Source organism: Enterobacter cloacae complex sp. EB5, from assembly GCF_031432835.1.
Lineage (GTDB): Bacteria > Pseudomonadota > Gammaproteobacteria > Enterobacterales > Enterobacteriaceae > Enterobacter > Enterobacter hormaechei_C.
On the sequence record NZ_CP133860.1, the window covers coordinates 4,620,367 to 4,644,060 of the forward strand.

25 protein-coding genes and 1 pseudogene are annotated in these 23,694 nt (G+C 55.0%); 17 read left to right on the forward strand and 9 right to left on the reverse strand.

Going from position 1 to position 23,694, the window contains the following annotated elements; translation table 11 throughout:
* Positions 1-2: 2 nt before the first annotated feature.
* Entirely contained in the window at positions 3-1,217 is a 1,215-nt protein-coding gene (manD, locus tag RHN82_RS22140) for a D-mannonate dehydratase ManD (protein ID WP_047052662.1), read from the reverse strand.
* Between the two features lie 111 nt (positions 1,218-1,328).
* The gene (locus RHN82_RS22145) at positions 1,329-1,655 is read right to left on the reverse strand and encodes a YnfA family protein (RefSeq protein WP_047052663.1); all 327 of its coding nucleotides are present in this window, start codon (positions 1,653-1,655) and stop codon (positions 1,329-1,331) included.
* Positions 1,656-1,805: 150 nt separating this feature from the next.
* Between RHN82_RS22145 and RHN82_RS22150 the strand changes: the two genes are divergently transcribed.
* Positions 1,806-2,144: a DUF1283 family protein gene (locus RHN82_RS22150; RefSeq protein WP_006808856.1), complete on the forward strand. Its 339-nt coding sequence runs from the start codon at positions 1,806-1,808 to the stop codon at positions 2,142-2,144.
* The gene (gene speG / locus RHN82_RS22155) at positions 2,144-2,704 is read left to right on the forward strand and encodes a spermidine N1-acetyltransferase (RefSeq protein WP_003857416.1); all 561 of its coding nucleotides are present in this window, start codon (positions 2,144-2,146) and stop codon (positions 2,702-2,704) included. The genes RHN82_RS22150 and speG overlap by 1 nt, the downstream gene beginning before the upstream one ends.
* A 17-nt stretch (positions 2,705-2,721) precedes the next feature.
* Here speG and RHN82_RS22160 read toward each other — a convergent pair whose 3' ends face one another.
* Positions 2,722-3,432 carry a YnfC family lipoprotein gene (locus tag RHN82_RS22160; protein WP_047052664.1) on the reverse strand — a complete coding sequence of 237 codons (711 nt, stop codon included), beginning with the start codon at positions 3,430-3,432 and terminating at the stop codon, positions 2,722-2,724.
* Positions 3,433-3,623: 191 nt separating this feature from the next.
* Between RHN82_RS22160 and RHN82_RS22165 the strand changes: the two genes are divergently transcribed.
* The 7 genes and pseudogenes from RHN82_RS22165 to RHN82_RS22195 all read left to right on the forward strand — a co-directional run bounded on the left by RHN82_RS22165 (position 3,624) and on the right by RHN82_RS22195 (position 10,020).
* Positions 3,624-4,478 (forward strand): beta-1,4-mannosyl-glycoprotein beta-1,4-N-acetylglucosaminyltransferase, encoded by an 855-nt coding sequence (locus RHN82_RS22165; RefSeq protein WP_023296534.1) that lies wholly within the window; start codon positions 3,624-3,626, stop codon positions 4,476-4,478.
* 102 nt (positions 4,479-4,580) lie between these two features.
* Positions 4,581-4,886: a DUF1161 domain-containing protein gene (locus tag RHN82_RS22170; RefSeq protein ID WP_003857424.1), complete on the forward strand. Its 306-nt coding sequence runs from the start codon at positions 4,581-4,583 to the stop codon at positions 4,884-4,886.
* A gap of 130 nt (positions 4,887-5,016) precedes the next feature.
* A pseudogene (gene ynfE / locus RHN82_RS22175) lies at positions 5,017-7,456 on the forward strand (selenate/tellurate reductase subunit YnfE).
* Positions 7,457-7,466: 10 nt separating this feature from the next.
* Positions 7,467-8,084, forward strand: coding sequence for a DMSO/selenate family reductase complex B subunit (locus RHN82_RS22180; protein ID WP_017384545.1), 618 nt, complete (start codon positions 7,467-7,469; stop codon positions 8,082-8,084).
* Between the two features lies 1 nt (position 8,085).
* The gene (locus RHN82_RS22185) at positions 8,086-8,940 is read left to right on the forward strand and encodes a dimethyl sulfoxide reductase anchor subunit family protein (RefSeq protein ID WP_063160433.1); all 855 of its coding nucleotides are present in this window, start codon (positions 8,086-8,088) and stop codon (positions 8,938-8,940) included.
* Positions 8,941-8,984: 44 nt separating this feature from the next.
* Entirely contained in the window at positions 8,985-9,599 is a 615-nt protein-coding gene (gene dmsD, locus RHN82_RS22190) for a Tat proofreading chaperone DmsD (RefSeq protein WP_048982784.1), read from the forward strand.
* Between the two features lie 109 nt (positions 9,600-9,708).
* Entirely contained in the window at positions 9,709-10,020 is a 312-nt protein-coding gene (locus RHN82_RS22195; protein WP_003857437.1) for a YebG family protein, read from the forward strand.
* Between the two features lie 114 nt (positions 10,021-10,134).
* On the opposite strand, the gene RHN82_RS22200 is transcribed toward RHN82_RS22195, so the two are convergent.
* The 3 genes from RHN82_RS22200 to RHN82_RS22210 form a co-directional block, all read right to left on the reverse strand.
* Positions 10,135-10,449 carry a hypothetical protein gene (locus RHN82_RS22200; protein ID WP_047051842.1) on the reverse strand — a complete coding sequence of 105 codons (315 nt, stop codon included), beginning with the start codon at positions 10,447-10,449 and terminating at the stop codon, positions 10,135-10,137.
* Positions 10,450-10,487: 38 nt separating this feature from the next.
* Positions 10,488-11,165 carry a type A chloramphenicol O-acetyltransferase gene (gene catA / locus RHN82_RS22205; RefSeq protein ID WP_047051843.1) on the reverse strand — a complete coding sequence of 226 codons (678 nt, stop codon included), beginning with the start codon at positions 11,163-11,165 and terminating at the stop codon, positions 10,488-10,490.
* An 85-nt stretch (positions 11,166-11,250) separates the two neighbouring features.
* A complete protein-coding gene (locus RHN82_RS22210) occupies positions 11,251-12,135 on the reverse strand; it encodes a LysR family transcriptional regulator (RefSeq protein WP_047051844.1) in 885 nt (294 codons plus the stop codon).
* 114 nt (positions 12,136-12,249) lie between these two features.
* On the opposite strand from RHN82_RS22210, the gene RHN82_RS22215 reads away from it, so the two are divergent.
* From RHN82_RS22215 to clcB, 8 genes are all read left to right on the forward strand, one after another.
* Positions 12,250-13,377, forward strand: coding sequence for an alpha/beta hydrolase (locus RHN82_RS22215; protein ID WP_071886830.1), 1,128 nt, complete (start codon positions 12,250-12,252; stop codon positions 13,375-13,377).
* Positions 13,378-13,434: 57 nt separating this feature from the next.
* Positions 13,435-14,619, forward strand: coding sequence for an MFS transporter (locus RHN82_RS22220; protein ID WP_047051846.1), 1,185 nt, complete (start codon positions 13,435-13,437; stop codon positions 14,617-14,619).
* A gap of 146 nt (positions 14,620-14,765) precedes the next feature.
* Positions 14,766-15,515, forward strand: a complete 750-nt coding sequence (locus RHN82_RS22225) for a YoaK family protein (protein WP_047051847.1) — start codon at positions 14,766-14,768, stop codon at positions 15,513-15,515.
* A gap of 250 nt (positions 15,516-15,765) precedes the next feature.
* The gene (osmY, locus tag RHN82_RS22230) at positions 15,766-16,476 is read left to right on the forward strand and encodes an osmoprotectant ABC transporter permease OsmY (RefSeq protein WP_003857442.1); all 711 of its coding nucleotides are present in this window, start codon (positions 15,766-15,768) and stop codon (positions 16,474-16,476) included.
* An 18-nt stretch (positions 16,477-16,494) separates the two neighbouring features.
* Positions 16,495-17,394 carry an osmoprotectant ABC transporter substrate-binding protein OsmX gene (gene osmX, locus RHN82_RS22235; RefSeq protein ID WP_017694085.1) on the forward strand — a complete coding sequence of 300 codons (900 nt, stop codon included), beginning with the start codon at positions 16,495-16,497 and terminating at the stop codon, positions 17,392-17,394.
* A gap of 8 nt (positions 17,395-17,402) precedes the next feature.
* Positions 17,403-18,050 (forward strand): osmoprotectant ABC transporter permease OsmW, encoded by a 648-nt coding sequence (gene osmW / locus RHN82_RS22240; RefSeq protein ID WP_006808875.1) that lies wholly within the window; start codon positions 17,403-17,405, stop codon positions 18,048-18,050.
* Complete coding sequence (gene osmV / locus RHN82_RS22245; protein ID WP_003857446.1) at positions 18,050-19,198, forward strand: osmoprotectant ABC transporter ATP-binding protein OsmV; 1,149 nt, start codon at positions 18,050-18,052, stop codon at positions 19,196-19,198. The genes osmW and osmV overlap by 1 nt, the downstream gene beginning before the upstream one ends.
* Positions 19,199-19,302: 104 nt before the next feature.
* Entirely contained in the window at positions 19,303-20,613 is a 1,311-nt protein-coding gene (gene clcB, locus RHN82_RS22250; RefSeq protein WP_047051848.1) for a voltage-gated ClC-type chloride channel ClcB, read from the forward strand.
* On the opposite strand, the gene bioD is transcribed toward clcB, so the two are convergent.
* The 3 genes from bioD to RHN82_RS22265 all read right to left on the reverse strand — a co-directional run bounded on the left by bioD (position 20,548) and on the right by RHN82_RS22265 (position 23,622).
* The gene (bioD, locus tag RHN82_RS22255) at positions 20,548-21,243 is read right to left on the reverse strand and encodes a dethiobiotin synthase (protein ID WP_015570628.1); all 696 of its coding nucleotides are present in this window, start codon (positions 21,241-21,243) and stop codon (positions 20,548-20,550) included. The genes clcB and bioD overlap by 66 nt on opposite strands.
* A 131-nt stretch (positions 21,244-21,374) precedes the next feature.
* A complete protein-coding gene (gene mlc, locus RHN82_RS22260; RefSeq protein ID WP_047051849.1) occupies positions 21,375-22,595 on the reverse strand; it encodes a sugar metabolism global transcriptional regulator Mlc in 1,221 nt (406 codons plus the stop codon).
* A 121-nt stretch (positions 22,596-22,716) separates the two neighbouring features.
* Positions 22,717-23,622, reverse strand: coding sequence for a LysR family transcriptional regulator (locus RHN82_RS22265; RefSeq protein WP_047051850.1), 906 nt, complete (start codon positions 23,620-23,622; stop codon positions 22,717-22,719).
* Between the last annotated feature and the right edge of the window lie 72 nt (positions 23,623-23,694).

Consider the following 23,694-nt stretch of genomic DNA (forward strand, 5'->3'; position numbering starts at 1 on the left):
GTTTACCAGTTCCAGAGGGTGCCGTCTTCCAGACGGGCCACCGGCAGATAAGCCGGATCGTACGGGTATTTCGCCGCCAGCTTCTCATCAAACTCAATGCCCAGCCCTGGCTTGTCGCCCGGGTGCATATAGCCGTTATCGAAGCGCCAGCTGTGCGGGAACACTTCCAGCATCTGCTCTGAATAACCCATATACTCCTGCACGCCGAAGTTCGGTACCCACAGGTCAAAATGCAGCGCCGCGGCGTGGCAAATTGGCGACAGATCCGACGGGCCGTGTGAGCCGGTACGCACCTGGTAGAGTGAGGCAAAGTCCGCAATGCGACGCATACCGGTGATGCCGCCCGCATGGGTTATGGTGGCGCGGATATAGTCAATGAGCTGTTCTTCAATCAGCTGCTTGCAGTCCCAGATGCTGTTGAACACTTCCCCCACCGCAATTGGCGTGACGGTGTGCTGGCGGATCAGGCGGAAACACGCCTGGTTTTCAGCGGGAGTCGGATCTTCCATCCAGAACAGACGGTACTCTTCAATACTTTTGCCGAACCGCGCCGCTTCGATGGGCGTCAGACGGTGGTGCATGTCGTGAAGGAGATGTTCATTGAAACCGAACTGACTGCGTACTGCGTCGAACAGTTTCGGCGTGAAGTCGAGGTATTTCTCGGTGGACCACAGCTGCTCTTCCGGCCAGGCGCCCTTGGTCGCAGGCTCATACGCCAGCCCTTTCCCTTTAGCCATGCCGTAGGTGGTTTTCATTCCCGGCACGCCGCACTGCACGCGAATCGCCTTGAAGCCCATCTCTTTATGACGGGCATAATCTTCCAGCACGTCGTCAATGGTGTGCCCGGTGGTGTGACAATACACCATCACCCCTTCCCGGGAGGCCCCGCCCAGAAGCTGATAGAGCGGCATGTTCGCGGCTTTCGCCTTAATGTCCCACAGCGCCATATCCACGGCAGAAATCGCTGACATGGTGACCGGACCACGACGCCAGTAAGCGCCTTTATAGAAGAACTGCCAGATATCTTCGATGCGGTGCGCATCGCGGCCAATCAGCTGAGGGCACAGGTGATCTTTCAGGTAGGAGGCAACGGAAAGTTCACGTCCGTTAAGCGTGGCATCACCCAGGCCGACAATGCCCTCATCGGTGGTGATTTTAAGGGTGACAAAGTTACGCCCCGGGCAGGTGACAAATACTTCAGCCCCGACAATCTTCATAATCCATTTCCTTACATCGCTCGTTGTGATGCCGGAAATTTACGCAACTACACTACTACCATACAAGTATAATGATCGTAAAATCAGCGGGCGATCACACTATAAGGACGCTTACGCGCGTCCCCAACCGGCCACGATGATCAACATGCCGCACAGGGCAACCAGCGCACCTGCCCAGTCATACAGGCTTAGCCTGACGCCATCGACAACGCGCAGCCACAGCAGCGCGGTACAGACGTACACCCCGCCGTAGGCCGCATATACCCTCCCGCTGGCAGCCGGATGCAGGGTGAGCAGCCAGACAAAAAGGGCCAGGGACACACCCGCCGGGATCAGCAGCAGCGCGGAAGCGCCCCGCTTTAGCCAGAGCCACGGCAAAAAGCATCCGATGATTTCGCACAGCGCGGTCGCGAAAAAAAGCAGCGTCGTTTTGAACATTTTTCTCGTTTCGTGAGGATTGATTTAGACATCATACGCGATAATGTTCATATCGTTCCCATACCTGCCGCGCGGGTATGACACCCTTTCGGATTGGTGTAGAATCCAGCGGGGTAATCCGATTGTCTGCACCCGTTTAAAGGAAACGCTATGACTACATTAAGCAAACGCCTTTGTCTGACAGCCGTACTGGCGCTGTCATCGTTCGCCTTCGCCGCAACGGCATCAGCCGAGACCAGCAAACTCATCATTGAGTCTGGTGACAGCGCGCAAAGCCGTCAGAACGCCGCCATGGACAAAGAACAATGGAATGACACCCGCAGCCTGCGTCAGAAAGTGAATAAGCGCGTGGAAAAAGAGTGGGATAAAGAAGACGTCGCGTTTGATGCCCGCGACAAATGCCAGCAAAGTGCCAACGTCAACGCTTACTGGGAGCCTAACACCCTGCGCTGTCTGGATCGTCGTACTGGCCGCACGGTAGCACCGTAATGTCAACGCCGTGTGACGTTAAGCTCCGTCCGCTGGAGCGCGAAGATTTACGCTTTGTTCACCAGCTCGACAACAATGCCAGCGTGATGCGCTACTGGTTTGAAGAGCCTTATGAGGCGTTTGTCGAGCTGTCCGATCTCTACGACAAGCATATCCACGATCAGAGTGAACGCCGGTTTGTGGTGGAGTGCGAGGGTGAGAAAGCCGGGCTGGTTGAACTGGTTGAGATCAACCACGTTCACCGTCGGGCGGAATTTCAGATCATTATTTCACCGGAGCACCAGGGGAAAGGTCTTGCGTCGCGGGCGGCAAAGCTGGCGATGGATTACGGGTTTAACGTCCTGAATCTCTACAAGCTTTACCTTATCGTCGACAAAGAGAACGAAAAAGCGATTCATATCTACCGTAAGCTGGGCTTTATGGTGGAAGGTGAACTGATCCATGAGTTCTTTATTAACGGCGAATACCGTAACACCATCCGCATGTGCATTTTCCAGCATCAGCATCTGGCCGGGCATAAGTCCTCCTCCGCCAGCCTGCTTAAACCCACCGCGCAGTAACCTGCGCGGTTGTATTCTCAATAATATTCAATGCTGTTTTTGATGGTGTAAATGCGCTCAACGGCAGGTTTGACGCTGTCATCGGTGATCACCAGCTCACAGCTCACCGGGTTATTGTGGCGATCGTAATCACAGCTCTGCTTTACATTGCCCATCGGTTTATCGTTCAACAGGCTTACCGCCGTATAATCCATGCGCTTGCGCAGATCTTTCGACGGCACCGACTTGACCGATAAACGCTGGTCGCCGGAAACCGTAGTTTTACCCAGCGGGTAGCCGTCGGCGTCATACTGGTACTTCACTTCCATCTCTTTGCTGTGCGCGGCAACCACAAACCCGTTATCGTCGGTGTCCCACGTCAGGCCGGCAGACGGCAGTTCCGCCAGCTGGCATTTTCCCTGCAACTTTACCTTCTGCTGCTGGGTTTCCGCATCGACGTAGTAGTTAGCATCCAGCACCAGCGCAACGCCCGTATTCGCTTCGAGATCGTGCAGTTCAAGCGTATCGAAACACCCTTCCGTCGACATCGTGCCGGTTACACGTTTAGAGACTTCACCCTTATCGTTGAATAGCGTCTGGGTAAAATCCTTCACCGGCCCGCGCAGAGGATCAAAGTCAAACTCGTTCGAAAAGCTCGCCATCTCCGGCGTAAATGACAGCGGCGCGGTGTTGTTGTCGCATCCCACCAGTACCGTTGCCAGTAGCGTTATCGCTGCGTATTTATTCACATCATTTACCGTTCAAAGAGAGATACAATCATATTAGCAAATACAGCAACTTACGTAACAGCACTTCATTTGACTCTTCGCGCTGTAGAAATCCGTCGTTTGCATTGACGAGACCTGTCAAAGTGGCTACTTTGGGCGCGGAAGATTCCACACTATTATAAAATTAGATTTTAAATTTTCGGGTTAACATCATGATTTACGACTGTTTTTTATACTATGACGAAGATATGTTGCTCGACATCAGATTACATACTCTCGCTGATGTCGTTGACCGTTTTGTCATTGTAGAAGCAACACACTCTTTTACGGGCATACCGAGAGAATTGCATTTCGATATTACAAAGTTTGCCAAATTCAAAGACAAAATCATTTACGTGCCTTTTGACGCGCAGCCTATTTTAAACCGTGCGGATAATAACCAGGTTGATGCCTGGGCAAATGAAGCAGCGCTTCGCAACTCCATTATGAACGGGTTAAAAGACGCGGCAGACGACGATCTGATTCTGGTGTCAGACGTTGACGAAATCTTCTCACCCGACACGGTCAGGGCCATTAATCCGCGCGCGCTCTGCACGACTATTCATCAAAACGTGTTCAACTATCAGTTTAATCTCCAGGTTCACAACACGGATGGTACGCCGAGAAAATGTACCTTGCCCCGCGCAACGTCCTATTACAACCTTAAGCATTTCTTCCACGGTGAGCCTGAATCTTTCCGAAACTGGAAGCGTGCGCGCAAAGATAAAAACTGGTCATGGTTTAAATGGAACTGGCTAAAAATCAATAATAAGGTTGTGAAAGATGGCGGCTGGCATTTCTCCTGGGTAATGACCCCAGAAAGAATTTCCGAAAAAATGTCTACCATTTCTCATACCGAATACGATCTGCCGGAATTCAATAACCCGGAACATATTATGAAGGTTATCACTAACGCCGAAGATATCTGGGGACGAGACCGAAAACTGGTCAGGCAAGAAGTATCAAAACGCACCCTGCCTTCTTATCTGGTAGACAATCAGCACCATTATTCGCAATTTATTTTATGACGCAGGCAGGGCTCCAGGACAATTCAGAAAGACAGACCCAAAAACAAAAGCTTACCCTAACCCTGCTATGCTTATAGTCCACACAGTGAAAAGGAGCTACAGATGAAACGGTTACCCTGGATTACCGCCCTGCTGTTAATGAGTGCTTCTCCCGCTCTTCTTGCGGCCCCGGATTCCTGCGAGCGCGTGAAAAGCGACATTCAGCAGAAGATTATCAACAACGGCGTGCCGGAGTCTGGCTTTACCCTGAACATCGTCCCGAACGATCAGGCCGATCAGCCGGATGCGCAGGTCGTTGGGCATTGTGCCAACGATACTTTCAAAATTTTGTACACCCGCACCAGTAGCGGCAACTACCCGGTGAGCGGCGCAGGTACGCAGGAGAATGCGCCCGCTGAGCCGCAATGATTTTCCCATTCAATTCCCCTGATTTGACGAGGATTAATATTTAATACCTCTAAATAAGTAACACTCCCCCCATCATTAGCCCGGTTGTAGTCACGGGTGAAAATAATTATTAACAATGATGGGGTGAGTCATGTCCGAAGTTGAACATCACGGCGGAATAAGCCGTCGAACTCTGGTTAAATCTACTGCCATAGGATCTCTGGCGCTTGCCGCCGGTGGGATCGCATTACCTTTTGGTCTGAAAAGCGCCGCCGCCGCTGTGCAGACCGCTATTCAGCCAGCGGAAGATAAAGTCGTCTGGGGCGCCTGCTCGGTAAACTGCGGTAGCCGCTGCGCCCTGCGTCTGCACGTTCGCGATGACGAAGTCTACTGGGTTGAAACGGATAATACCGGCGAGGATATTTACGGCAACCATCAGGTTCGCGCCTGTCTGCGAGGCCGTTCAATACGCCGTCGCATTAATCATCCAGACCGTCTGAACTATCCGATGAAACGCGTGGGCAAACGCGGAGAAGGCAAGTTTGAGCGTATCACCTGGGAAGAAGCGCTGGACACCATCGCCGCGAGCCTGAAAAACGTGGTCGAAAAATACGGCAACGAAGCGGTCTACATTAACTACTCCTCCGGAATTGTAGGCGGCAACATCACCCGCTCCTCCCCTTACGCCTCGCTGGTCGCGCGCCTGATGAACTGCTATGGCGGCTTCCTCAGCCACTACGGCACCTACAGCACCGCGCAGATCGCCTGCGCAATGCCCTACACCTACGGCAGCAACGACGGCAACAGCACATCGGATATCGAAAACACTAAACTGGTGGTGATGTTCGGCAATAATCCGGCGGAAACGCGCATGAGCGGCGGCGGGATCACTTACTACCTCGAGCAGGCGCGCGAACGGTCAAACGCGCGGATGATCGTTATCGATCCGCGCTATACCGACACTGCCGCAGGGCGCGAAGACGAGTGGATCCCGATTCGTCCGGGCACCGATGCCGCGCTGGTGGCAGGTATTGCGTGGGTGCTGATTAATGAAAATCTGGTCGATCATCCTTTCCTCGATAAATACTGCGTGGGTTATGACGAAAAAACCCTGCCGGAAGGCGCACCGGCTAATGGTCATTACAAAGCCTATATTCTCGGCCAGGGTGATGACAAAACCGCGGAATACCCCGGCGTGGGCGTCTCGCATAACGGGCATTCCTGCCGATCGCATCATTAAGCTGGCCCGTGAAATCGGTTCGGCGAAACCGGCCTACATTTGCCAGGGCTGGGGCCCGCAGCGTCAGGCTAACGGGGAGCAAACGTCCCGGGCCATCGCCATGCTGCCGATCCTGACCGGCAACGTCGGCATTAACGGCGGTAACAGCGGCGCGCGCGAATCGACCTACACCATCACCATCGAACGCATGCCGCTGCCGGAAAATCCGGTGAAAACGCAAATCTCCTGCTTCAGCTGGACGGATGCCATCGTGCGTGGACCGGAGATGACCGCCCTGCGCGACGGCGTACGCGGCAAAGATAAGCTCGATGTGCCGATCAAGTTCATCTGGAACTACGCGGGTAATACCATCATCAACCAGCATTCCGATATCAACAAAACTCACGACATTTTGCAGGATGAGAGTAAGTGCGAAACGATCGTTGTCATCGACAACTTTATGACCTCGTCCGCGAAGTATGCCGATATTGTTCTGCCGGATCTGATGACCGTCGAGCAGGAAGATATCATCCCCAACGATTACGCCGGCAACATGGGATACCTGATTTTCCTCCAGCCGGTTACCGCCCCGAAGTTCGAGCGCAAGCCCATCTACTGGATCATGAGCGAAGTGGCGAAACGCCTCGGGCCGGATATTCATCAGAAATTCACCGAAGGCCGTACGCAGGAGCAGTGGCTGCGCTACCTGTACGCCAAAATGGTCGCCAAAGATCCGCTGCTGCCGTCCTACGACGCGCTGAAAAAAATGGGTATTTATAAGCGCAAAGATCCTAACGGACATTTCGTGGCCTATAAAAAATTCCGTGACGATCCGGATGCCAATCCGCTGAAAACCCCGTCGGGCAAAATCGAGATCTACTCCAGCAAGCTGGCGGATATTGCGGCAACCTGGGAACTGCAAAAAGACGAAACCATCACCCCGCTGCCGGTCTATACCTCAACCTTCGAAGGCTGGGACGCGCCCGAGCGCAGCAAGTTCCCGCTGCAACTGTTCGGTTTCCACTTTAAAGCCCGTACCCACTCCAGCTACGGCAACGTGGATGTGCTCCAGGCCGCCTGTCGCCAGGAGGTGTGGCTTAACCCTGTGGATGCGGAGCAACGTGGTATCAAAAACGGGGATATGGTGCGCGTCTTCAACGACCGCGGCGAAGTGCGTATTGCCGCGAAAGTCACCCCACGCATCATGCCCGGCGTAAGCGCGATGGGCCAGGGCGCCTGGCATGACGCCAACATGAGCGGCGATCGTGTCGATCACGGCTCCTGCATCAATACCCTGACCACGCACCGCCCGTCACCGCTGGCGAAAGGCAACCCGCAGCACACGAACCTGGTGCAGATCGAGAAGGCATAAGGATTAACCAATGACAACCCAGTATGGATTTTTTATTGATTCCAGCCGCTGCACCGGGTGCAAAACCTGCGAGCTGGCCTGCAAGGATTACAAAGACCTGACCCCGGACGTCAGCTTCCGGCGTATTTATGAATACGCGGGCGGCGACTGGCAGGAGGATAACGGCGTCTGGCATCAGAATGTCTTCGCCTATTACCTGTCGATTGCCTGCAACCACTGCGAAGATCCGGCCTGCACCAAGGTCTGCCCGAGCGGGGCAATGCACAAGCGCGACGACGGTTTTGTGGTGGTGGACGAGGATGTTTGCATCGGCTGTCGTTACTGCCACATGGCCTGCCCGTACGGCGCCCCGCAGTACAATGCCGCCAAAGGCCACATGACCAAGTGCGACGGCTGCCACAGCCGCGTGGCGGACGGCAAAAAGCCCATCTGCGTCGAGTCCTGCCCGCTGCGCGCGCTGGACTTTGGCCCGATTGAGGAGCTGCGCAAAAAACACGGTCAGCTTGCTGCCGTTGCGCCGCTGCCGTCTGCGCACTTCACGAAGCCGAGTATTGTGATTAAACCTAACGCCAACAGCCGTCCGACGGGTGACACCACCGGCTACCTGGCAAACCCGAAGGAGGTGTGAGATGGGAAGTGGATGGCATGAATGGCCGCTGGTGATCTTCACCGTTTTCGGGCAGTGCGTGGCCGGCGCGTTAATCGTGATGGGCTTCGTCTGGCTTAAGGAAAATGATGACAAGGCCAGAATGCGCATCGTGCGCAGCCTGTTTTTTCTCTGGCTGGTAATGGGAATTGGGTTTATGGCCTCGGTACTGCATCTTGGCTCCCCGCTGCGTGCCTTCAACGCGCTTAACCGCGTGGGCGCGTCAGCGCTGAGTAATGAGATCGCGGCGGGTTCGATCTTCTTTGCCGTGGGCGGTTTCTGGTGGCTGGTGTCGGTTATCGGTAAAATGCCCCCAGCTTTGGGCAAAATCTGGCTGGTTGTCAGCCAGCTCCTGGGCATCGTTTTCGTCTGGGCGATGACCCGGGTCTATCAGATTGAGACTGTCCCGACCTGGTATACGGGTTACACCACGCTGAGCTTCTTCCTGACGATGGTGCTTGCTGGTCCTCTGCTGGCCGCGCTGCTGCTGCGCGTGGCAAACGTGACAATCAAAGGTACTCTTGCCGCGTCTGTCAGCGTACTGGCACTTATCGTCTGCGTGGCGGTCGTCGTGTTGCAAAGCAATACGCTGGGGACGATACAGAGTTCCATCCAGCAGGCTAACGCCCTGCTTCCGGATTATGGTTCGCTTCAGGTATGGCGCATCGCGCTGCTGGCGGCGGGTTTAGGCTGCTGGATCTGCCCGCTGATTCGTCGTCAGGAGCCAAAAACGCTCGGCCTGTTTGCAGGTGTCGTGCTGGTGGCGCTGGGTGAACTGATTGGCCGTGGGCTATTTTATGGTCTGCATATGACCGCAGGGTTAGCAATTGCAGGTTAACACAGGTGCGCGGGGCTACCCGCGCGCAAGTAAGGAAAGTTGTAATGAATGACGTCTCACACCGCGAATCGTTCGCGTTCAGCGCCCGGGTACTGGGCGCGCTGTTTTATTTCGCCCCAGACAGCGAGCAGACCGCGCCGCTGGTGAATGCCCTGACCGCAGGTGACTGGGTTCAGGACTGGCCGCTGGCGGAGGAAAACCTGCTGCCCGTCGCCAGTATGTTTAAGACTCCATCGGATGAAGCGTTGAAAGACGCCTGGCAGCGTCTGTTTATTGGCCCGTATGCCCTGCCCGCCCCCCCGTGGGGCTCGGTCTGGCTTGATCGCGAGTCCGTGCTGTTTGGCGATTCGACCCTCGCGTTGCGTCAGTGGATGCGTGAAAACCATATCGCCTTTGAGATGCAGCAGAATGAGCCTGAAGATCATTTCGGAACGTTGCTGATGCTGGCGGCATGGCTTGCCGAGAACGGTCGCGAAACAGAACGCGACCAGCTTCTTGCCTGGCATCTGCTGCCATGGAGCACCCGTTTCCTGAGCGTATTCGTTGAAAACGCGGCCCATCCGTTCTACACCGCACTGGGTAAACTTGCCCAGCTGACGCTGGCAGAATGGCAGTCCACTTTGCTGATCCCGATTGCCGAAAAAACGCTGTACCGATAACAGCGCCTGGCTTGTCCACCCGTTGTGCAGGCCAGGTTCGCACATTTTTGCTGCAACACAACTTCACAACTGTTATACTGTATATAATTACAGCATACGGGGGTGCACAATGGCTGTTGAAACAAAATTTGTTGTCGTAAGAAAAGGTGAAGAGAAAATGACATTTGCCAGTAAGAAAGAGGCTGACGCTCACGACAAACTGCTCGATATGGCAGAAGCGTTCACCGACTGGCTGTTGCAAAGCGGAATGCAGATGGATGAAACGCAGGCGGAGAATCTTGGTCTGTATCTCGCCGAGCAGAAAGAGTCCGTGCAGCATATCCTGCGTACCAGCAAGCTTCCCGAGCGCAATGCTGCAACGGATAAAACAGCATCAGATGCGGATAGCAGCAAAAAAATCCGGGCCGTCAAAGCCGCCTGATCGTCAGAACATCTCATCACCTGTCCTGCTGCCGCGGGCCGGAAACGGCTCGCGGCTTTATTATGGTCGGCTGAACCTTATATTCATCAACCGTAACCGTGAAAATACGTCCTGTTATCTTGATTTGTCCGCCTCAACGTTTACGCTGATATTCAGCCTTTTTGCTTCCATGGTTATTATTGTTTTGGCCTGGTCCTTATCGCCCCCGTGCACTTTATCTATCAGATCCTGTACAAGGGTCATCATCAGGAAATTTTTATTCGCAGGATAGAAATTTGTCGTAGTGATCCCGTTATCCTTCAGGCGCTGATGCACCACCGTCTCTGTATCTGCGATTATTTCAGCTACTTTCTCATGCATGATCTCGATCTGCTCGAAAACAATGCGGTTAATCATTTCAATCTGTTCTGGCGTAAAATTCGGTTCCATTATTTCCCCTTGTCAGGCGTATGTTAAAAACACGTGAATCACACGTTGGGCGCCTCTGGATGGTGCGGTAAATTATCACACAACTCTTGTAACTCGTTGATCAGCCTTGCCACATGGAAGCCATCACAAACAGAATGGTGGACCTGAACAGCGAAAGGCAACAAGACTCTTCCATCCTGGTTATAGTATTTTCCAAACGTGAACATGGGCGCAAAAAAATTCCGCATGTTAGCGACGTTGACGTTGAAACTGCTAAAGCTGACCCACGGGATATCCGAGATGAAAAATATATTTTCCCGGGACTCTTCCTTAGGCCAGTAAGCAAGGATATTGCCATAGCGGGCGACATCTTCTGCATAAACGCGCTGAAAATGGTGAATATTTCCATCGTAATGACTCCATAACGATGAAAATGTCTCCGTTTCTTTATGGAAAAGGGTATAGCTTGGATGAACCTCATTCCATATGACAAGCTCATCATCCTTCATGGCCATACGGAATTCCGGATGCCGGTTTACGACGTGAGAAATAAGGGAAATAATCGCAGGATAAAATTTCCAGCCAACCTCTTTGATATGCTTTAGCAGCACGGTAATGTCCAGCTGAACCGTTTGGTTAAATGTAGATTGAGCAAAGCCCTGAAATACTTCAAAGTGTTCCTTCCTTGCCCAACGTGATAAGTCAACTACCGTATATTCTGGCGTTATTTTTGTCATTTCATAGCCTTAGTTGAGCTGCGCTATATAAAATAGTAGCGTATCACAAACATAGGGGCTGTATAGACCGTAGCGTAGAGGCACCCTAAATTTTCAGCGTATCAATCACCGCTCTCAGCGCCGGGGACACGTTGCGGTGTGGATAATAGAGGTACAGTCCGTCCATCCGCAGGCTGTAGCGCTGTAAGACGCGTATAAGCGTGCCATGCTCCAGATCGTCAGCCACCAGCTCAACCGGGACATAGGCCAGCCCGAGTCCCAGCCTGGCCGCTTCAGCCTCCATGTAGCTGTCGGAAAAGGCCCATTGCCCCTCCGGGCGGTGAGTAACTCGCTTCCCGTCCTGAACAAGCTCCCATTGATAGTGGTTACCGTCGGCAAAGTGGTAGGCAATGCAGGGATGAGCATCCAGATCGGCGGGCGTCTGCGGGAAACCATAGCGCCGAAAATGCGCCGGGGCGGCAACCACTGCCATCTCCATATCGGGCGTGATGCGCACGGCAATCATTCCTTGTCCCACCTCCGGCCCCAGCCGGACGCCCGCGTCGAATCGCTCGGTAATGATATCCACGAACCGGCTCTCATTCATCAATTCCAGACGGATATCCGGATAACGCTGTTTGAAGATAGCGAGCTTTGGCAGCAGGCATTTTTCGATGGCGTGCTGGCTGGCATTAATGCGCACCGTGCCGGACGGCGTCTGGCGATAATGCGCCAGTCTTGTCAGCCCGGTATCGAGCGCATCAAAGGCTGAACCAGCGGTCTGGTAAAGTTGCTCCCCGGCATGGGTCAGCGACAGTTTGCGCGTGGTACGCACCAGAAGCTGAACGCCCAGCCGCTCTTCCAGCTCGCGAACCGATCGGCTGATGCCGGATTGTGCCAGCGCGAGCCGTTGCGCGGCTGCCGTGAAGCTTCCCTCCCGCACCACCTGGATAAACAGATACAGCTCATTGTAGTTTTCCCGCTTCGCCATCATGTCTCATTAATTGATAACAATATGATATTAATCCTAGCAGCTTTTGGCCTCTAATCAGCACTATTTCTGCTAACTATAATGACCGCATGACAACAACACACGGTACCTCTTATGCAAACATTCACCCAAAAACTGTCCGTTGCGCTGCTGCTATGCGCATCATTAAGTGGAGTGACAACAATGAGTTATGCAGAAACACGAAATCCTGCCGCCCCCGTTTCAATGGTGACAACCTGGGATAAGACCTTCGCCAGGAGCGATAAAGTCGACCACCGCAAGGTGACGTTCGAGAACCGATACGGGATCACCCTGGTCGGCGATCTGTACATTCCCAGGAACAGCGGCGACCAGAAGCTGGCGGCGATTGCCGTCAGTGGACCGTTCGGTGCGGTAAAAGAACAATCCAGTGGTCTTTACGCCCAGACTCTGGCTGAACAGGGGTTCGTGACCCTGGCCTTCGACCCATCCTACACGGGTGAAAGCGGCGGCCAGCCGCGTAACGTTGCCTCCCCTGATATCAACACCGAAGACTTTAGCGCCGCAGTGGATTTCCTCGGATTACAAAAAGAAGTCGACCGTAACCGTATCGGCATTCTCGGGATCTGCGGCTGGGGCGGTATGGCGCTGAATGCGGCATCCATGGATACCCGCGTGAAGGCGGTCGCCACCAGCGTAATGTACGATATGAGCCGTGCGATGGGTCACGGCGTGGGCGACGGGAAAGATCGTTATTCAGCGGCCGATCGCCGGGCCGTGTTGCAGTATCTGAACGCGCAACGCTGGAAAGATGCTGAAAGCGGCACCTTCGCCCATGGCGGCCACGATATTTATGTCGATGAAAACGGTAAGGTAACGGCGGCCGGGCGTATTCTGCCGGAAGCATTGCCCGCCGATCCGCATCCGGTACTGAAAGAGTTCTATGATTACTACCGTATGCCGCGCGGCTTCCATGCCCGTTCCGTAAACTCCACCGGCGCATGGACCGCGACCATGCCGTTGTCCTTTATGAATATGCCGTTGCTGAGCTATGCCGGGGAGATCACCATCCCAACGCTGATTGTGACCGGTGAAAACGCGCACTCACGTTATTTTGCGGAAGATGCGTTTAAAGCTGTCGGCAGCAAACAGAAGGAACTGGTGATTGTTCCCGGTGCGAATCATGTTGATCTCTACGATAACGTCGCAGGGAAAATCCCGTTCGCGCAGTTCGGGCAGTTCTTCAAAACCAGTCTGAATTAATTCTCTTCGCCCCCGGCAATCAGGGGGCTTATCTTCTCTTCGCCGTGAACTACACCTATGTCCACACTGAATCAAACCTCATCCCGTGATGCTGAGCATGCACACTGGGGCGGTATTTTTGCCATGACCCTGTGCGTTTTTGTCCTCATTGCCTCGGAATTTATGCCCGTCAGTCTGCTCACGCCCCTCGCCAGAGATTTAGGGGTGACAGAGGGGATGGCTGGCCAGGGGATCGCCATCTCTGGTGCGCTGGCTGTCCTGACCAGCCTTTTTCTTTCCCGGCTTGCCGGGAATATGAATCGCAAACATCTTCTTTTAGGCATGACCGTCCTGATGGCGCTGTCAGGGATCATTATCGCCTTCGCCCCGAATGCTCTGATGTATATGGCAGGCCGGGCGCTGATCGGCATCGCTATCGGCGGTTTCTGGTCGATGTCTGCTGCCACCGCCATTCGGCTGGTGCCTCAGCATCAGGTCTCTCGTGCGTTGGCGATTTTCAACGGCGGCAACGCGCTGGCGACAGTGGTCGCCGCCCCGCTGGACAGTTATCTCGGCTCGACCATTGGCTGGCGCGGCGCGTTTCTGTGCCTGGTTCCCGTGGCGATTGTGGCGTTCATCTGGCAATATTTTAGCCTGCCCAACATGGGCGGGAACCAGGGTCCGTCGCCACGTAAAAGCGTATTTCGCCTGTTCCACCGGCCTGCTGTTTCGATGGGTCTGATGGCGTGCGGCCTGTTCTTCATGGGACAGTTTGCGTTATTTACCTATGTACGCCCCTTCCTCGAAACCGTCACCCACGTCAGTCCTTCCGCCTTATCGCTAATCCTGCTCACTATCGGTATCGCAGGTTTCATCGGCACGCTGATCGTCGCGCTGGCCCTGAATGCCGCGTTTTACCTCACCTTAATGGCCATACCGCTGCTTATGGCGCTGATTGCAGGGGTATTAATGCTCACCGGGGACAGCCTGTGGATCGTGGCCCTGCTGTTAGGTTTCTGGGGAATGCTGGCAACTGCGGCCCCCACGGGCTGGTGGACGTGGATCGCCCGTACGTTACCGGAAGATGCCGAGGATGGCGGCGGGCTAATGGTCGCGGTGATCCAACTCTCCATTGCGCTTGGCTCAACGGCGGGTGGCGTGGTATTTGATGCCTTTGGCTGGCAGAGCACCTTCGCTTTAAGCGGCATATTACTCCTGAGTGCCGTAATACTGACTTTTACGACGTCGCGCCACCGGAAATAAGGCATTCTATTAACAAGGTTATTTTATTTAATTACAAAACCTCGCACTCCTCCCGTTGAAATAATAATTAAGCAATATCCTGGTCAGCCAGCGACATCGCTTTGTTAGCTTGAGCGTTCAGGCAAAGCTCAAACCGGAGGTATTCTTTGCTGATTAAATTAAAGAAAGAACGAACGCATCAGGAGGATCGTCGTCTTGCCCTCTGGCTGGCGACCTCTGCGGGACTGCTGAATGCCATTGCGCTGGGCGCGTTCGGTTTTTTTCCCTCGCATATGACGGGTAATACCTCGCAGTTATCCAGCGAAGTTTCCTCCACCGATCTCAGCGATATTCTTTTCTTTGGCGCCATTATTCTGTCGTTTGTCTCAGGCGCCATCGCTGCGCGGATTATTGTTATCTGGGGGATTATCCATAACGTCAGGCTGGTATTCAGCCAGGTTCTGTTTGTTGAAGGGCTATTACTGGCCGGGGTATCCCTGTACGAAATGTATTTTCACTCCTTCGCCACGAATCAGGAGATTATTATTTTCCTGTGCGGGTTGATGGGCATTCATAATTCCACCTCCACCCAGCTATCCGGCGGTCGGGTGAGATCCACGCACATCACCGGCACGCTGACCGATGCGGGCATTTCGCTGGCCTCCGTTATGGTCGCCATGCTGCGCCGGGATTACTCCAAAGATACGGCCGCGCAAAAGAGTCAGCTCAAGACCCATTTAACTACCCTTTTCTCCTTTATCAGCGGCGGGATCGCGGGGCTGATCCTGTTCAGAGCGTTTGGATTCCACGCCATGCTGGCGCTGGGCCTGATGCTGGTACTCGTTGCCGCCTTCTCTATCGTCCGCATCTCGTGGCGGGTACGAAAGGTGCGCGCCTCACTGAGTCGTCAGGTTTAATCAGCACGCTTTACGTGACGTTGTCACCTAAGGCGTGCTTCTTTAAGACTATTCTGCCTGCCCACTGACAGCCCTTATGCCATAAGGCTTCACTCCGGTTGTCACTAATTTCATAGGGTTACTGTTTTACCCCCTTCGCTGGAACCCTTCCGTTTCGCTTGCTATAGGTGAAGTACCCCTGCCGAAACATGGCATAACAACAGGCAACCGGTGGTTGCTATAACGCATGCGCACAGGGAGACACACCGCAATGCACCCATTACTTAAACGTTCGCTGCTTTTTGTCGGCGCGATTATCGTGGTTCTCGCTCTCCTCACCTGGGGAATTGGACTGGAGACGATTAAGGCGCGCCAGGTTGACCTGATCTACCTCGGGCAACAGCACCTGATTCTGGTCTTTTCATCAATGTTCTTTGCCCTGCTGGTGGGCATTCCAAGCGGTATTCTGCTGAGCCGTCCGGCCGCGCGTGGTATCGCCGAATATGTGATGCAAATCTTTAACGTGGGCAACACCCTGCCGCCGCTGGCCGTTCTGGCACTGGCGATGGTGGTGATTGGCATCGGTGATAAACCGGCCATTATCGCCCTCTTTCTGGCCTCTCTGCTGCCGATTGTGCGTAACACCTATGCCGGGCTGTGCTCTGTTCCCGCGTCGTTGCTGGAAGCGGCAAACGGTATCGGCATGACCAAATGGCAGCGCCTGCGTCAGGTTGAGATCCCTAACGCGTGGCCGGTGATGCTTTCTGGTATTCGCATTGCCACTGCGATTAACGTCGGTACCGCACCGCTGGCATTCCTGATTGGCGCCAGCAGCTACGGCGAGCTGATTTTCCCTGGGATCTATCTGAATGATTTCCCGACGCTGATCCTGGGCGCGGCGGCCACCGCTCTGTTCGCCCTGATTCTGGATACGCTGCTGGCGGCACTGGGCCGATTACTGAGCCCGCATCTCGCGCGATAATTATAACAAGGAGCTTCTATGAGACTGTTTTCCGGGCTGACGGCGCTGTGCGCCGCCGCGCTCTTCACCAGCCAGGCGCTCGCCGCGCCGCTGATCCTGGCAACCAAGAGCTTTACCGAGCAGCACATTCTCTCGGCCATGACCGTGCAGTATCTGCAAAAGAAAGGGTTTCAGGTACAGCCTCAGACCAATATTGCAACGGTGATTTCCCGCAACGCGATGATCAACAAGCAGATTGATATGACCTGGGAGTATACCGGCACGTCGCTGATCATCTTCAACCACATCAACAAACGCATGTCGCCGCAGGAGTCATACGAGACGGTGAAACGCCTCGATGCGAAGCACGGTCTGGTGTGGCTTAAACCTGCCGATATGAACAATACCTATGCCTTTGCCATGCAGCGCAAGCGCGCCGAGGCAGAACATATCAATACCATGTCTGAGATGGTGGCAAAGATTGAGCAGATCCGTAAAACCGATCCGGATAACAACTGGCTGCTGGGCCTTGACCTGGAATTTGCCGGGCGCAGCGACGGGATGAAGCCGTTGCAGGCGGCCTACAACATGGAGCTGGACCGCCCGCAGATCCGCCAGATGGATCCGGGCCTGGTCTATAACGCGGTGCGCGACGGGTTTGTCGATGCGGGGCTGATCTACACCACCGACGGGCGCGTAAAGGGCTTCGATCTTAAAGTGCTGGAAGACGATAAAGGCTTCTTCCCGAGTTACGCCGTGACGCCAGTTGTTCGAAAAGACACGCTGGAGGCTAACCCGGGACTGGAGGAGGCGCTGAACACCCTCTCAGCCCAGCTCAATAACGACGTTATCACCGAACTGAATAAGAAGGTGGATATCGACCATCAGTCACCGCAGCAGGTCGCCCGTGATTTCCTGCGTAGCAAACAGTTGCTGTAGGAGGCGCTATGGAGACGATTCACTATATTCTCGACAACTGGGACTATCTCTTAACCCTGACGCTGCAACACCTGTGGCTGGTGGCGCTCGCCGTGGGCCTGGCGATTATTATTGGCGTGCCGCTGGGCATTTTAATTGTCCGCCATAAATGGCTGGCAACGCCGGTGCTGGGGATTGCCACCATTGTGCTCACCATCCCGTCAATTGCGCTTTTCGGCCTGATGATCCCGCTCTTTTCGCTGATCGGTCAGGGCATTGGCGCCCTGCCCGCGATTACGGCGGTGTTCCTCTATTCGCTGCTGCCGATTGTGCGTAACACCCACACGGCGCTCGACAGCCTGCCGCCGGGCCTGCGTGAAGCGGGACGCGGCATCGGCATGACCTTCTGGCAGCGTCTGCGCTGGGTGGAAATCCCGATGGCGTTGCCGGTGATTTTTGGCGGCATCCGCACCGCCGTGGTGATGAACATCGGCGTTATGGCGATTGCCGCCGTGATCGGTGCGGGCGGGCTGGGCCTGCTGCTGCTTAACGGTATTGGCGGGAGTGACATTCGTATGTTGATTGCGGGCGCGCTGATGATTTGTCTTTTAGCGATTGTGCTCGACTGGTTGCTGCACCGTTTGCAGGTGGTACTGACTCCGAAGGGGATTCGATAATGATAAAACTGGAAAACCTCACCAAACAATTTTCACAGAAACACGGCCAGACGTTTAAGGCCGTCGACAACGTTAACCTGAACGTACCTGAAGGGGAAATGTGCGTGCTGCTCGGCCCGTCCGGCTGCGGGAAAACCACTACCCTGAAGATGATCAACCGTCTTATTACGCCAAGCAGCGGGACAATCCTGATTAACGGCGAAGACACCAGCGGAATGGACACCGTGACCCTGCGCCGCAACATTGGCTACGTGATCCAGCAGATTGGCCTGTTCCCCAACATGACCATCGAAGAGAATATTACCGTCGTGCCGCGCATGCTGGGCTGGGATAAAGCGCGCTGTAAATCCCGTGCCGAGGAGCTGATGGATATGGTGGCAATGGATCCGCATAAATTCCTTCACCGCTATCCGCGCGAAATGTCTGGCGGTCAGCAGCAGCGTATCGGCGTCATCCGCGCGCTGGCAGCGGATCCTCCGGTCCTGCTGATGGATGAACCGTTCGGCGCGGTAGACCCGATTAACCGTGAGGTGATCCAGAACCAGTTCCTGGAGATGCAGCGCAAGCTGAAAAAGACCGTGATGCTGGTGAGCCACGATATTGACGAAGCGCTAAAGCTGGGCGACCGTATTGCAGTCTTCCGTCAGGGTCGTATCGTGCAGTGCGCCAGCCCGGACGAGCTGTTGGCGAAACCCGCGAATGAGTTTGTCGGCTCGTTTGTTGGTCAGGACCGGACGTTGAAACGCCTGCTGCTGGTCTCGGCGGGCGACGTCACCGACCAGCAGCCGACCATTACGGTACGCGAATCGACGCCGCTGCCGGAGGCCTTCGCCACCATGGATGACAACGATATTCGCGCCATTACCGTGGTTGATGAGCACGGCAAACCGCTCGGCTTTGTGAAGCGCCGCGAAGCGCGTAACGCCAGCGGCAGCTGCGGGGATATTCTGCATCCGTTCCGCATGACCGGTAAGGCCGAGGATAACCTGCGCGTGGTGCTTTCTCGCCTGTATGAGAGCAACACCAGCTGGATGCCGATTGTGGACGAGGACGGACGCTATAACGGCGAGATATCCCAGGATTATATTGCGGAGTATTTGAGTTCAGGGCGTACGCGCCGGGCATTAAATATTCATAGCGAGAGTTAAGCATTCAGGCCGGGTACTGCCCGGCCTTTTCCGCACGCATACCTTTTGCTAACCTCCCGATTTCCCGCCACAATATTGTATCGTCCCCGTTAAATCACGACTCCATGCAACGTCTTCACGCTTACCCCGACATCCGCGCGATGTTTCGCCGTCTCCTGATTGCTACCGTCACCGGCGTGCTGGCGGCGCTGGCCGTTGCGGTGTTCCGCCACAGCATGTATCTGCTGGAGTGGCTATTTCTCAGCAACGAAAGCGGAAGTCTGGTGAACGCCGCGGCCGCGTTATCGCCCTGGCGGCGGGCGCTGACGCCTGCGCTGGGTGGTCTGGCCGCGGGAGTGCTACTGTGGGGATGGCAGCGCATGACGGCACAACGTCCCCACGCCCCCACCGATTATATGGAAGCGCTTGAGACCGGTGACGGCCAGTTTGATTATGGCGCCAGCCTGGTGAAATCCCTCGCGTCGTTGCTGGTGGTCGCCAGCGGCAGCGCCATCGGCCGTGAAGGCGCCATGATCCTGCTCGCCGCCCTCGCCGCCTCCTTTTTTGCACAACGTTGTACGCCGAAATCCGAATGGAAACTGTGGATCGCCTGCGGTGCCGCCGCCGGGATGGCCAGCGCCTATCATGCGCCGCTGGCGGGCAGCCTGTTTATCGCAGAGATCCTGTTTGGCACGCTGATGCTGGCCTCCCTCGGCCCGGTGGTGATTGCCGCTGTGGTGGCCCTGCTGACCACGCGCCTGTTAAGTCCCGGCGCGAATACGCTATATGATGTCCATCTCAGCGAGATGCTTACGGCGGTGGATTATTTCCTGATCGTTGGCGTGGGTTTGCTGGCTGGCGTTTGCGGCCCGCTGCTGATGTGGCTGATGGCGGCCAGCCACAGGCTGTTTCTGCGTCTCAAACTCTCACCGCCGTGGCAGCTGGCGCTGGGTGGCCTGATCGTCGGGCTGCTGTCGCTGCTGACGCCGAAGGTATGGGGGAATGGCTACAGCGTGGTTCAGGCGTTTTTGCATTCGCCGCCGCTGCTGTCGGTGATTGCCGGCGTCTTTATTTGCAAGCTGCTGGCGGTGCTGGCAAGCAGCGGGTCCGGCGCGCCGGGAGGCGTGTTCACGCCAACCTTGTTCGTCGGTATGGCAACGGGAATGCTGTTTGCGCAGATCTTTGCGCTGTGGTTTCCTGGCTCTGAGACGGCGATCCTGCTTGGGCTGGCGGGTATGGCGACGCTGCTCGCCGCCACAACGCATGCGCCAATCATGTCGGCCTTGATGGTCTGTGAGATGACCGGGCAGTATTTTTTACTACCCGGTTTGCTGGTTGCCTGTGTTGTGGCGTCGGTATTATCGAGAACGCTACGCCACGACTCGATCTACGGCCAGCATACCGCCGAAAGCCGAGAGATCGATATAGTGCGCTAATTCGCGCTGCTCGGCGCGGGGCAGATAAGGCAGTTCGCCTACCAGCGGGCCAGGCAGCTTTTTGCTCAGCACGTCGATGATTTCAGCGTAGTGCGCAAGGCCCGGGTTAATACGGTTCGCCACCCAACCAATCAGCGGCAGGCCGTCATTAGCGATAGCCTGCGCCGTCAGCAAGGCATGGTTGATGCACCCTTCCTGAATGCCCACGACCATAATCACCGGCAACTGCTCCTGCACCACCCATTCGGAAAGGGGACGTAAATCGTTCATCAGGCTGCGCCAGCCGCCGGTCCCTTCAACGACAACGTGGTCAACCTTTTCACTCAGATTTGCCAGGCCATCAGAAAGCAGGCTGTAGTTGATCAGCCCACTGTGAGCGACGCTGCTTTCCTCTTCGCTTAAGGCGATAGGATTAACGGCATCATAAGGCAGTTCCAGAGACGAGACGCTTTGCAGAACCAGGGCATCCTTATTGCGCAGCCCTTCTGGCGTCTCTTTACTGCCTTTTGCAACCGGCTTGTATCCTGCAACGCGTTTACCGCTTGCCGCCAGGGCCTGGAGTAACGCGCGGGATACGACTGTCTTCCCGACAGACGTATCCGTACCAGTAATAAAGAAACGCTTAAGCATGACTCATTCCACCTCTTGGGTATGCTTCAAAAAATATAAACCAGGTAAATAATTCAGTGGGGAAAGTCTACGGGAAGCGTGCGCTACCCGGCTTGAGATAGCGCAATTTTTCGTACATCTCTGGAAAAGAGTTAGCCCTGAAGCAAACGAATCAGTAACGAGCCGTTGTACATCGCATCTTTTACCAGCGCGGCGCCAGCCATCGTGCCCTGGTTGGAAAATTGCGTACTTTCGACCACGATGTTTTTACTGTACGCGGGAAGCGCCTGCTGATTAATGCAGGCGGAAATCGCCGGAAAGAGGATATCCGCCGCCTGGCTGAGCGGGGAGCCGATCAGTATTTTTTGCGGGTTAAACAGGTTCACCATAATGGCCAGAATGCGCCCGACATTATTGCCCACGCCGGTAATGATATCCTTCGCCAGCAGATCGCCCTGCCTTGCCGCAGCGCACAGTGCCTCAACGCTCAACGGGTGACCGTGCAGCGTGGAGCTCATCGACTGGCTGAGCCGCACCTGCGCCAGCTCCAGCACGCTTTCGACGCTGGCAATCGTCTCCAGACAACCATGGTTACCGCAGTAGCAGCGTTTCCCATACGGATCGACCTGCGTATGGCCGATCTCCACCAGGCTACTGCTGCCAGCATGCAACAGACGCCCGTCGGTGATCACACCTGCGCCAACGTTATGATCAATCACCACCTGAATCACGTCGCGCGCGCCCCGGGAAGCGCCAAATAACGCCTCCGCCATCGTCCAGGCGCTGATATCATGCTGAATGTAGACCGGCACACCGGTGTGGTTTTCCAGCACGTCGCCCAGCGGCATCTCTTTGACGTTTTCATAAAACGGCATGCGGTGCACAATGCCATTTTCGGTATCAATAATTCCCGGCAGGGTGATCGCAATCGCCGTTAAACGTTCAAGACGCTGCTGGTGACGAATAAAGAACTGGTCGATGTGGGTCAGAATGGCTTCGAGAAGTGGTTGCTCTGCATCCAGCGGGAGTTCCAGCCGGTCTTCCACCACCAGCTTGCTGCTGAGGTCGCGCAGCGCGAGGAAGATTTCCCCGCGGCTAATCCGCAGCGACAGGTAGTGCCAGGCTTCCGTTTCCACTACCAGCCCTACCGCCGGACGACCACGGCTGCCCGGCTCCTGAATTTCTGTCTCCTGAACCAGATGGGCTTCCAGCATTTCGCGGACAATCTTGGTAATACTGGCGGGTGCCAGTTGTGCCAGGCGCGAAAGATCGATACGCGAAACCGGACCAAGCTGATCAATCAGGCGATAAACGGCGCCCGCGTTGGTCTGCTTGATCTGATCGATATGCCCTGGCTGACTATCAGCAACCACCTCGTACTCCCTTATTTTCGAGCTTCGAAATAAACTGAGGGCTATGGTGAAGCACTTCAATGGCTGACGTCAAATTTTTACTTAGCCATGTGATTTACTGCACATTTTCGCCCACTTTTCCCTATAAATAACGCCCGTGAGAAGCGGAAATTAATTGTTCTTTGAAACGCTGTGCCGCATGGCTCTGTTCATGATGTTTAGACCATACCAGCCACATCTCTGAGACTGCATCCTGCTCGGCTATCTTCACCCAGCGCATTTCCGCCAGTTGTACCCGTTTAAATGAGGCCGGGAGAATCGACACGCCAAGCCCTGCGGCAACGAGACCAATGATCGTCATGGCTTCCCCCACCTCCTGCGCGATAGTCGGGACAAGGCCATATCGCCGCATCAGACCAAGAATATCGTCATACAACCCGGTACCCACCTGTGGGTCAAAAAAGACAAACGGCTCTTTCGCCAGTTCAGCCAGCGAGACGCTGTGCTGCGCGGCGAGCGGATGATCCCGGGGGATCATCGCCATCAGCGGTTCGCGGAGGATCACCTGCCACGCCAGGGTATCAGGCAACTGCGTGTTACGCATCAGCCCCAGGTCGAGCGATCCTTCGTTAAGCGGCGATATCTGCTCCCGGGTATTTATTTCGCGCGTCTGAATATGCACATCCGGAAAGTTACGGCGAAACGAGGATAAAGTTTCCGAAACAGCGCTGATAAAGGGGGCCGATGAGGTAAACCCGATGCGCAGCTCCCCCGTCTCCCCGAGATAAAGCCGTTCCGCCCTGGCGGCGGCGTCCTCCACCATGCTCAGGATCTGTCGGCTATCGGTAAGAAACTGTTTTCCCGCCGCCGTCAGGCTCACGCTGCGGTTGGTTCGCGCCAGCAGACGCGCCCCGACCTGCTGCTCCAGGATCTGGATCTGCTGGCTTAGCGGTGGCTGAGAGATATTCAGCCTTGCCGCCGCACGACCAAAATGCAGCTCTTCGGCGACGGCGATAAAATAGCGCAGATGGCGCAGCTCGATATTCATATTTATAAAGTATCATTTGAGATTATTAATATATTAGACAGAATATTTACATTTTCCTACCCTGATCTTGTG

What these genes read in the sequence shown, in the direction of transcription:
- manD (WP_047052662.1), bottom strand. Translation starts at nt 1,217, where the DNA reads ATGAAGATTGTCGGGGCTGAAGTATTTGTCACCTGCCCGGGGCGTAAC.
- RHN82_RS22145 (WP_047052663.1), bottom strand. Translation starts at nt 1,655, where the DNA reads ATGTTCAAAACGACGCTGCTTTTTTTCGCGACCGCGCTGTGCGAAATC.
- RHN82_RS22150 (WP_006808856.1), top strand. Translation starts at nt 1,806, where the DNA reads ATGACTACATTAAGCAAACGCCTTTGTCTGACAGCCGTACTGGCGCTG.
- speG (WP_003857416.1), top strand. Translation starts at nt 2,144, where the DNA reads ATGTCAACGCCGTGTGACGTTAAGCTCCGTCCGCTGGAGCGCGAAGAT.
- RHN82_RS22165 (WP_023296534.1), top strand. Translation starts at nt 3,624, where the DNA reads ATGATTTACGACTGTTTTTTATACTATGACGAAGATATGTTGCTCGAC.
- RHN82_RS22170 (WP_003857424.1), top strand. Translation starts at nt 4,581, where the DNA reads ATGAAACGGTTACCCTGGATTACCGCCCTGCTGTTAATGAGTGCTTCT.
- RHN82_RS22180 (WP_017384545.1), top strand. Translation starts at nt 7,467, where the DNA reads ATGACAACCCAGTATGGATTTTTTATTGATTCCAGCCGCTGCACCGGG.
- RHN82_RS22185 (WP_063160433.1), top strand. Translation starts at nt 8,086, where the DNA reads ATGGGAAGTGGATGGCATGAATGGCCGCTGGTGATCTTCACCGTTTTC.
- dmsD (WP_048982784.1), top strand. Translation starts at nt 8,985, where the DNA reads ATGAATGACGTCTCACACCGCGAATCGTTCGCGTTCAGCGCCCGGGTA.
- RHN82_RS22195 (WP_003857437.1), top strand. Translation starts at nt 9,709, where the DNA reads ATGGCTGTTGAAACAAAATTTGTTGTCGTAAGAAAAGGTGAAGAGAAA.
- RHN82_RS22200 (WP_047051842.1), bottom strand. Translation starts at nt 10,449, where the DNA reads ATGGAACCGAATTTTACGCCAGAACAGATTGAAATGATTAACCGCATT.
- catA (WP_047051843.1), bottom strand. Translation starts at nt 11,165, where the DNA reads ATGACAAAAATAACGCCAGAATATACGGTAGTTGACTTATCACGTTGG.
- RHN82_RS22210 (WP_047051844.1), bottom strand. Translation starts at nt 12,135, where the DNA reads ATGGCGAAGCGGGAAAACTACAATGAGCTGTATCTGTTTATCCAGGTG.
- RHN82_RS22215 (WP_071886830.1), top strand. Translation starts at nt 12,250, where the DNA reads ATGCAAACATTCACCCAAAAACTGTCCGTTGCGCTGCTGCTATGCGCA.
- RHN82_RS22220 (WP_047051846.1), top strand. Translation starts at nt 13,435, where the DNA reads ATGTCCACACTGAATCAAACCTCATCCCGTGATGCTGAGCATGCACAC.
- osmY (WP_003857442.1), top strand. Translation starts at nt 15,766, where the DNA reads ATGCACCCATTACTTAAACGTTCGCTGCTTTTTGTCGGCGCGATTATC.
- osmX (WP_017694085.1), top strand. Translation starts at nt 16,495, where the DNA reads ATGAGACTGTTTTCCGGGCTGACGGCGCTGTGCGCCGCCGCGCTCTTC.
- osmW (WP_006808875.1), top strand. Translation starts at nt 17,403, where the DNA reads ATGGAGACGATTCACTATATTCTCGACAACTGGGACTATCTCTTAACC.
- osmV (WP_003857446.1), top strand. Translation starts at nt 18,050, where the DNA reads ATGATAAAACTGGAAAACCTCACCAAACAATTTTCACAGAAACACGGC.
- clcB (WP_047051848.1), top strand. Translation starts at nt 19,303, where the DNA reads ATGCAACGTCTTCACGCTTACCCCGACATCCGCGCGATGTTTCGCCGT.
- bioD (WP_015570628.1), bottom strand. Translation starts at nt 21,243, where the DNA reads ATGCTTAAGCGTTTCTTTATTACTGGTACGGATACGTCTGTCGGGAAG.
- RHN82_RS22265 (WP_047051850.1), bottom strand. Translation starts at nt 23,622, where the DNA reads ATGAATATCGAGCTGCGCCATCTGCGCTATTTTATCGCCGTCGCCGAA.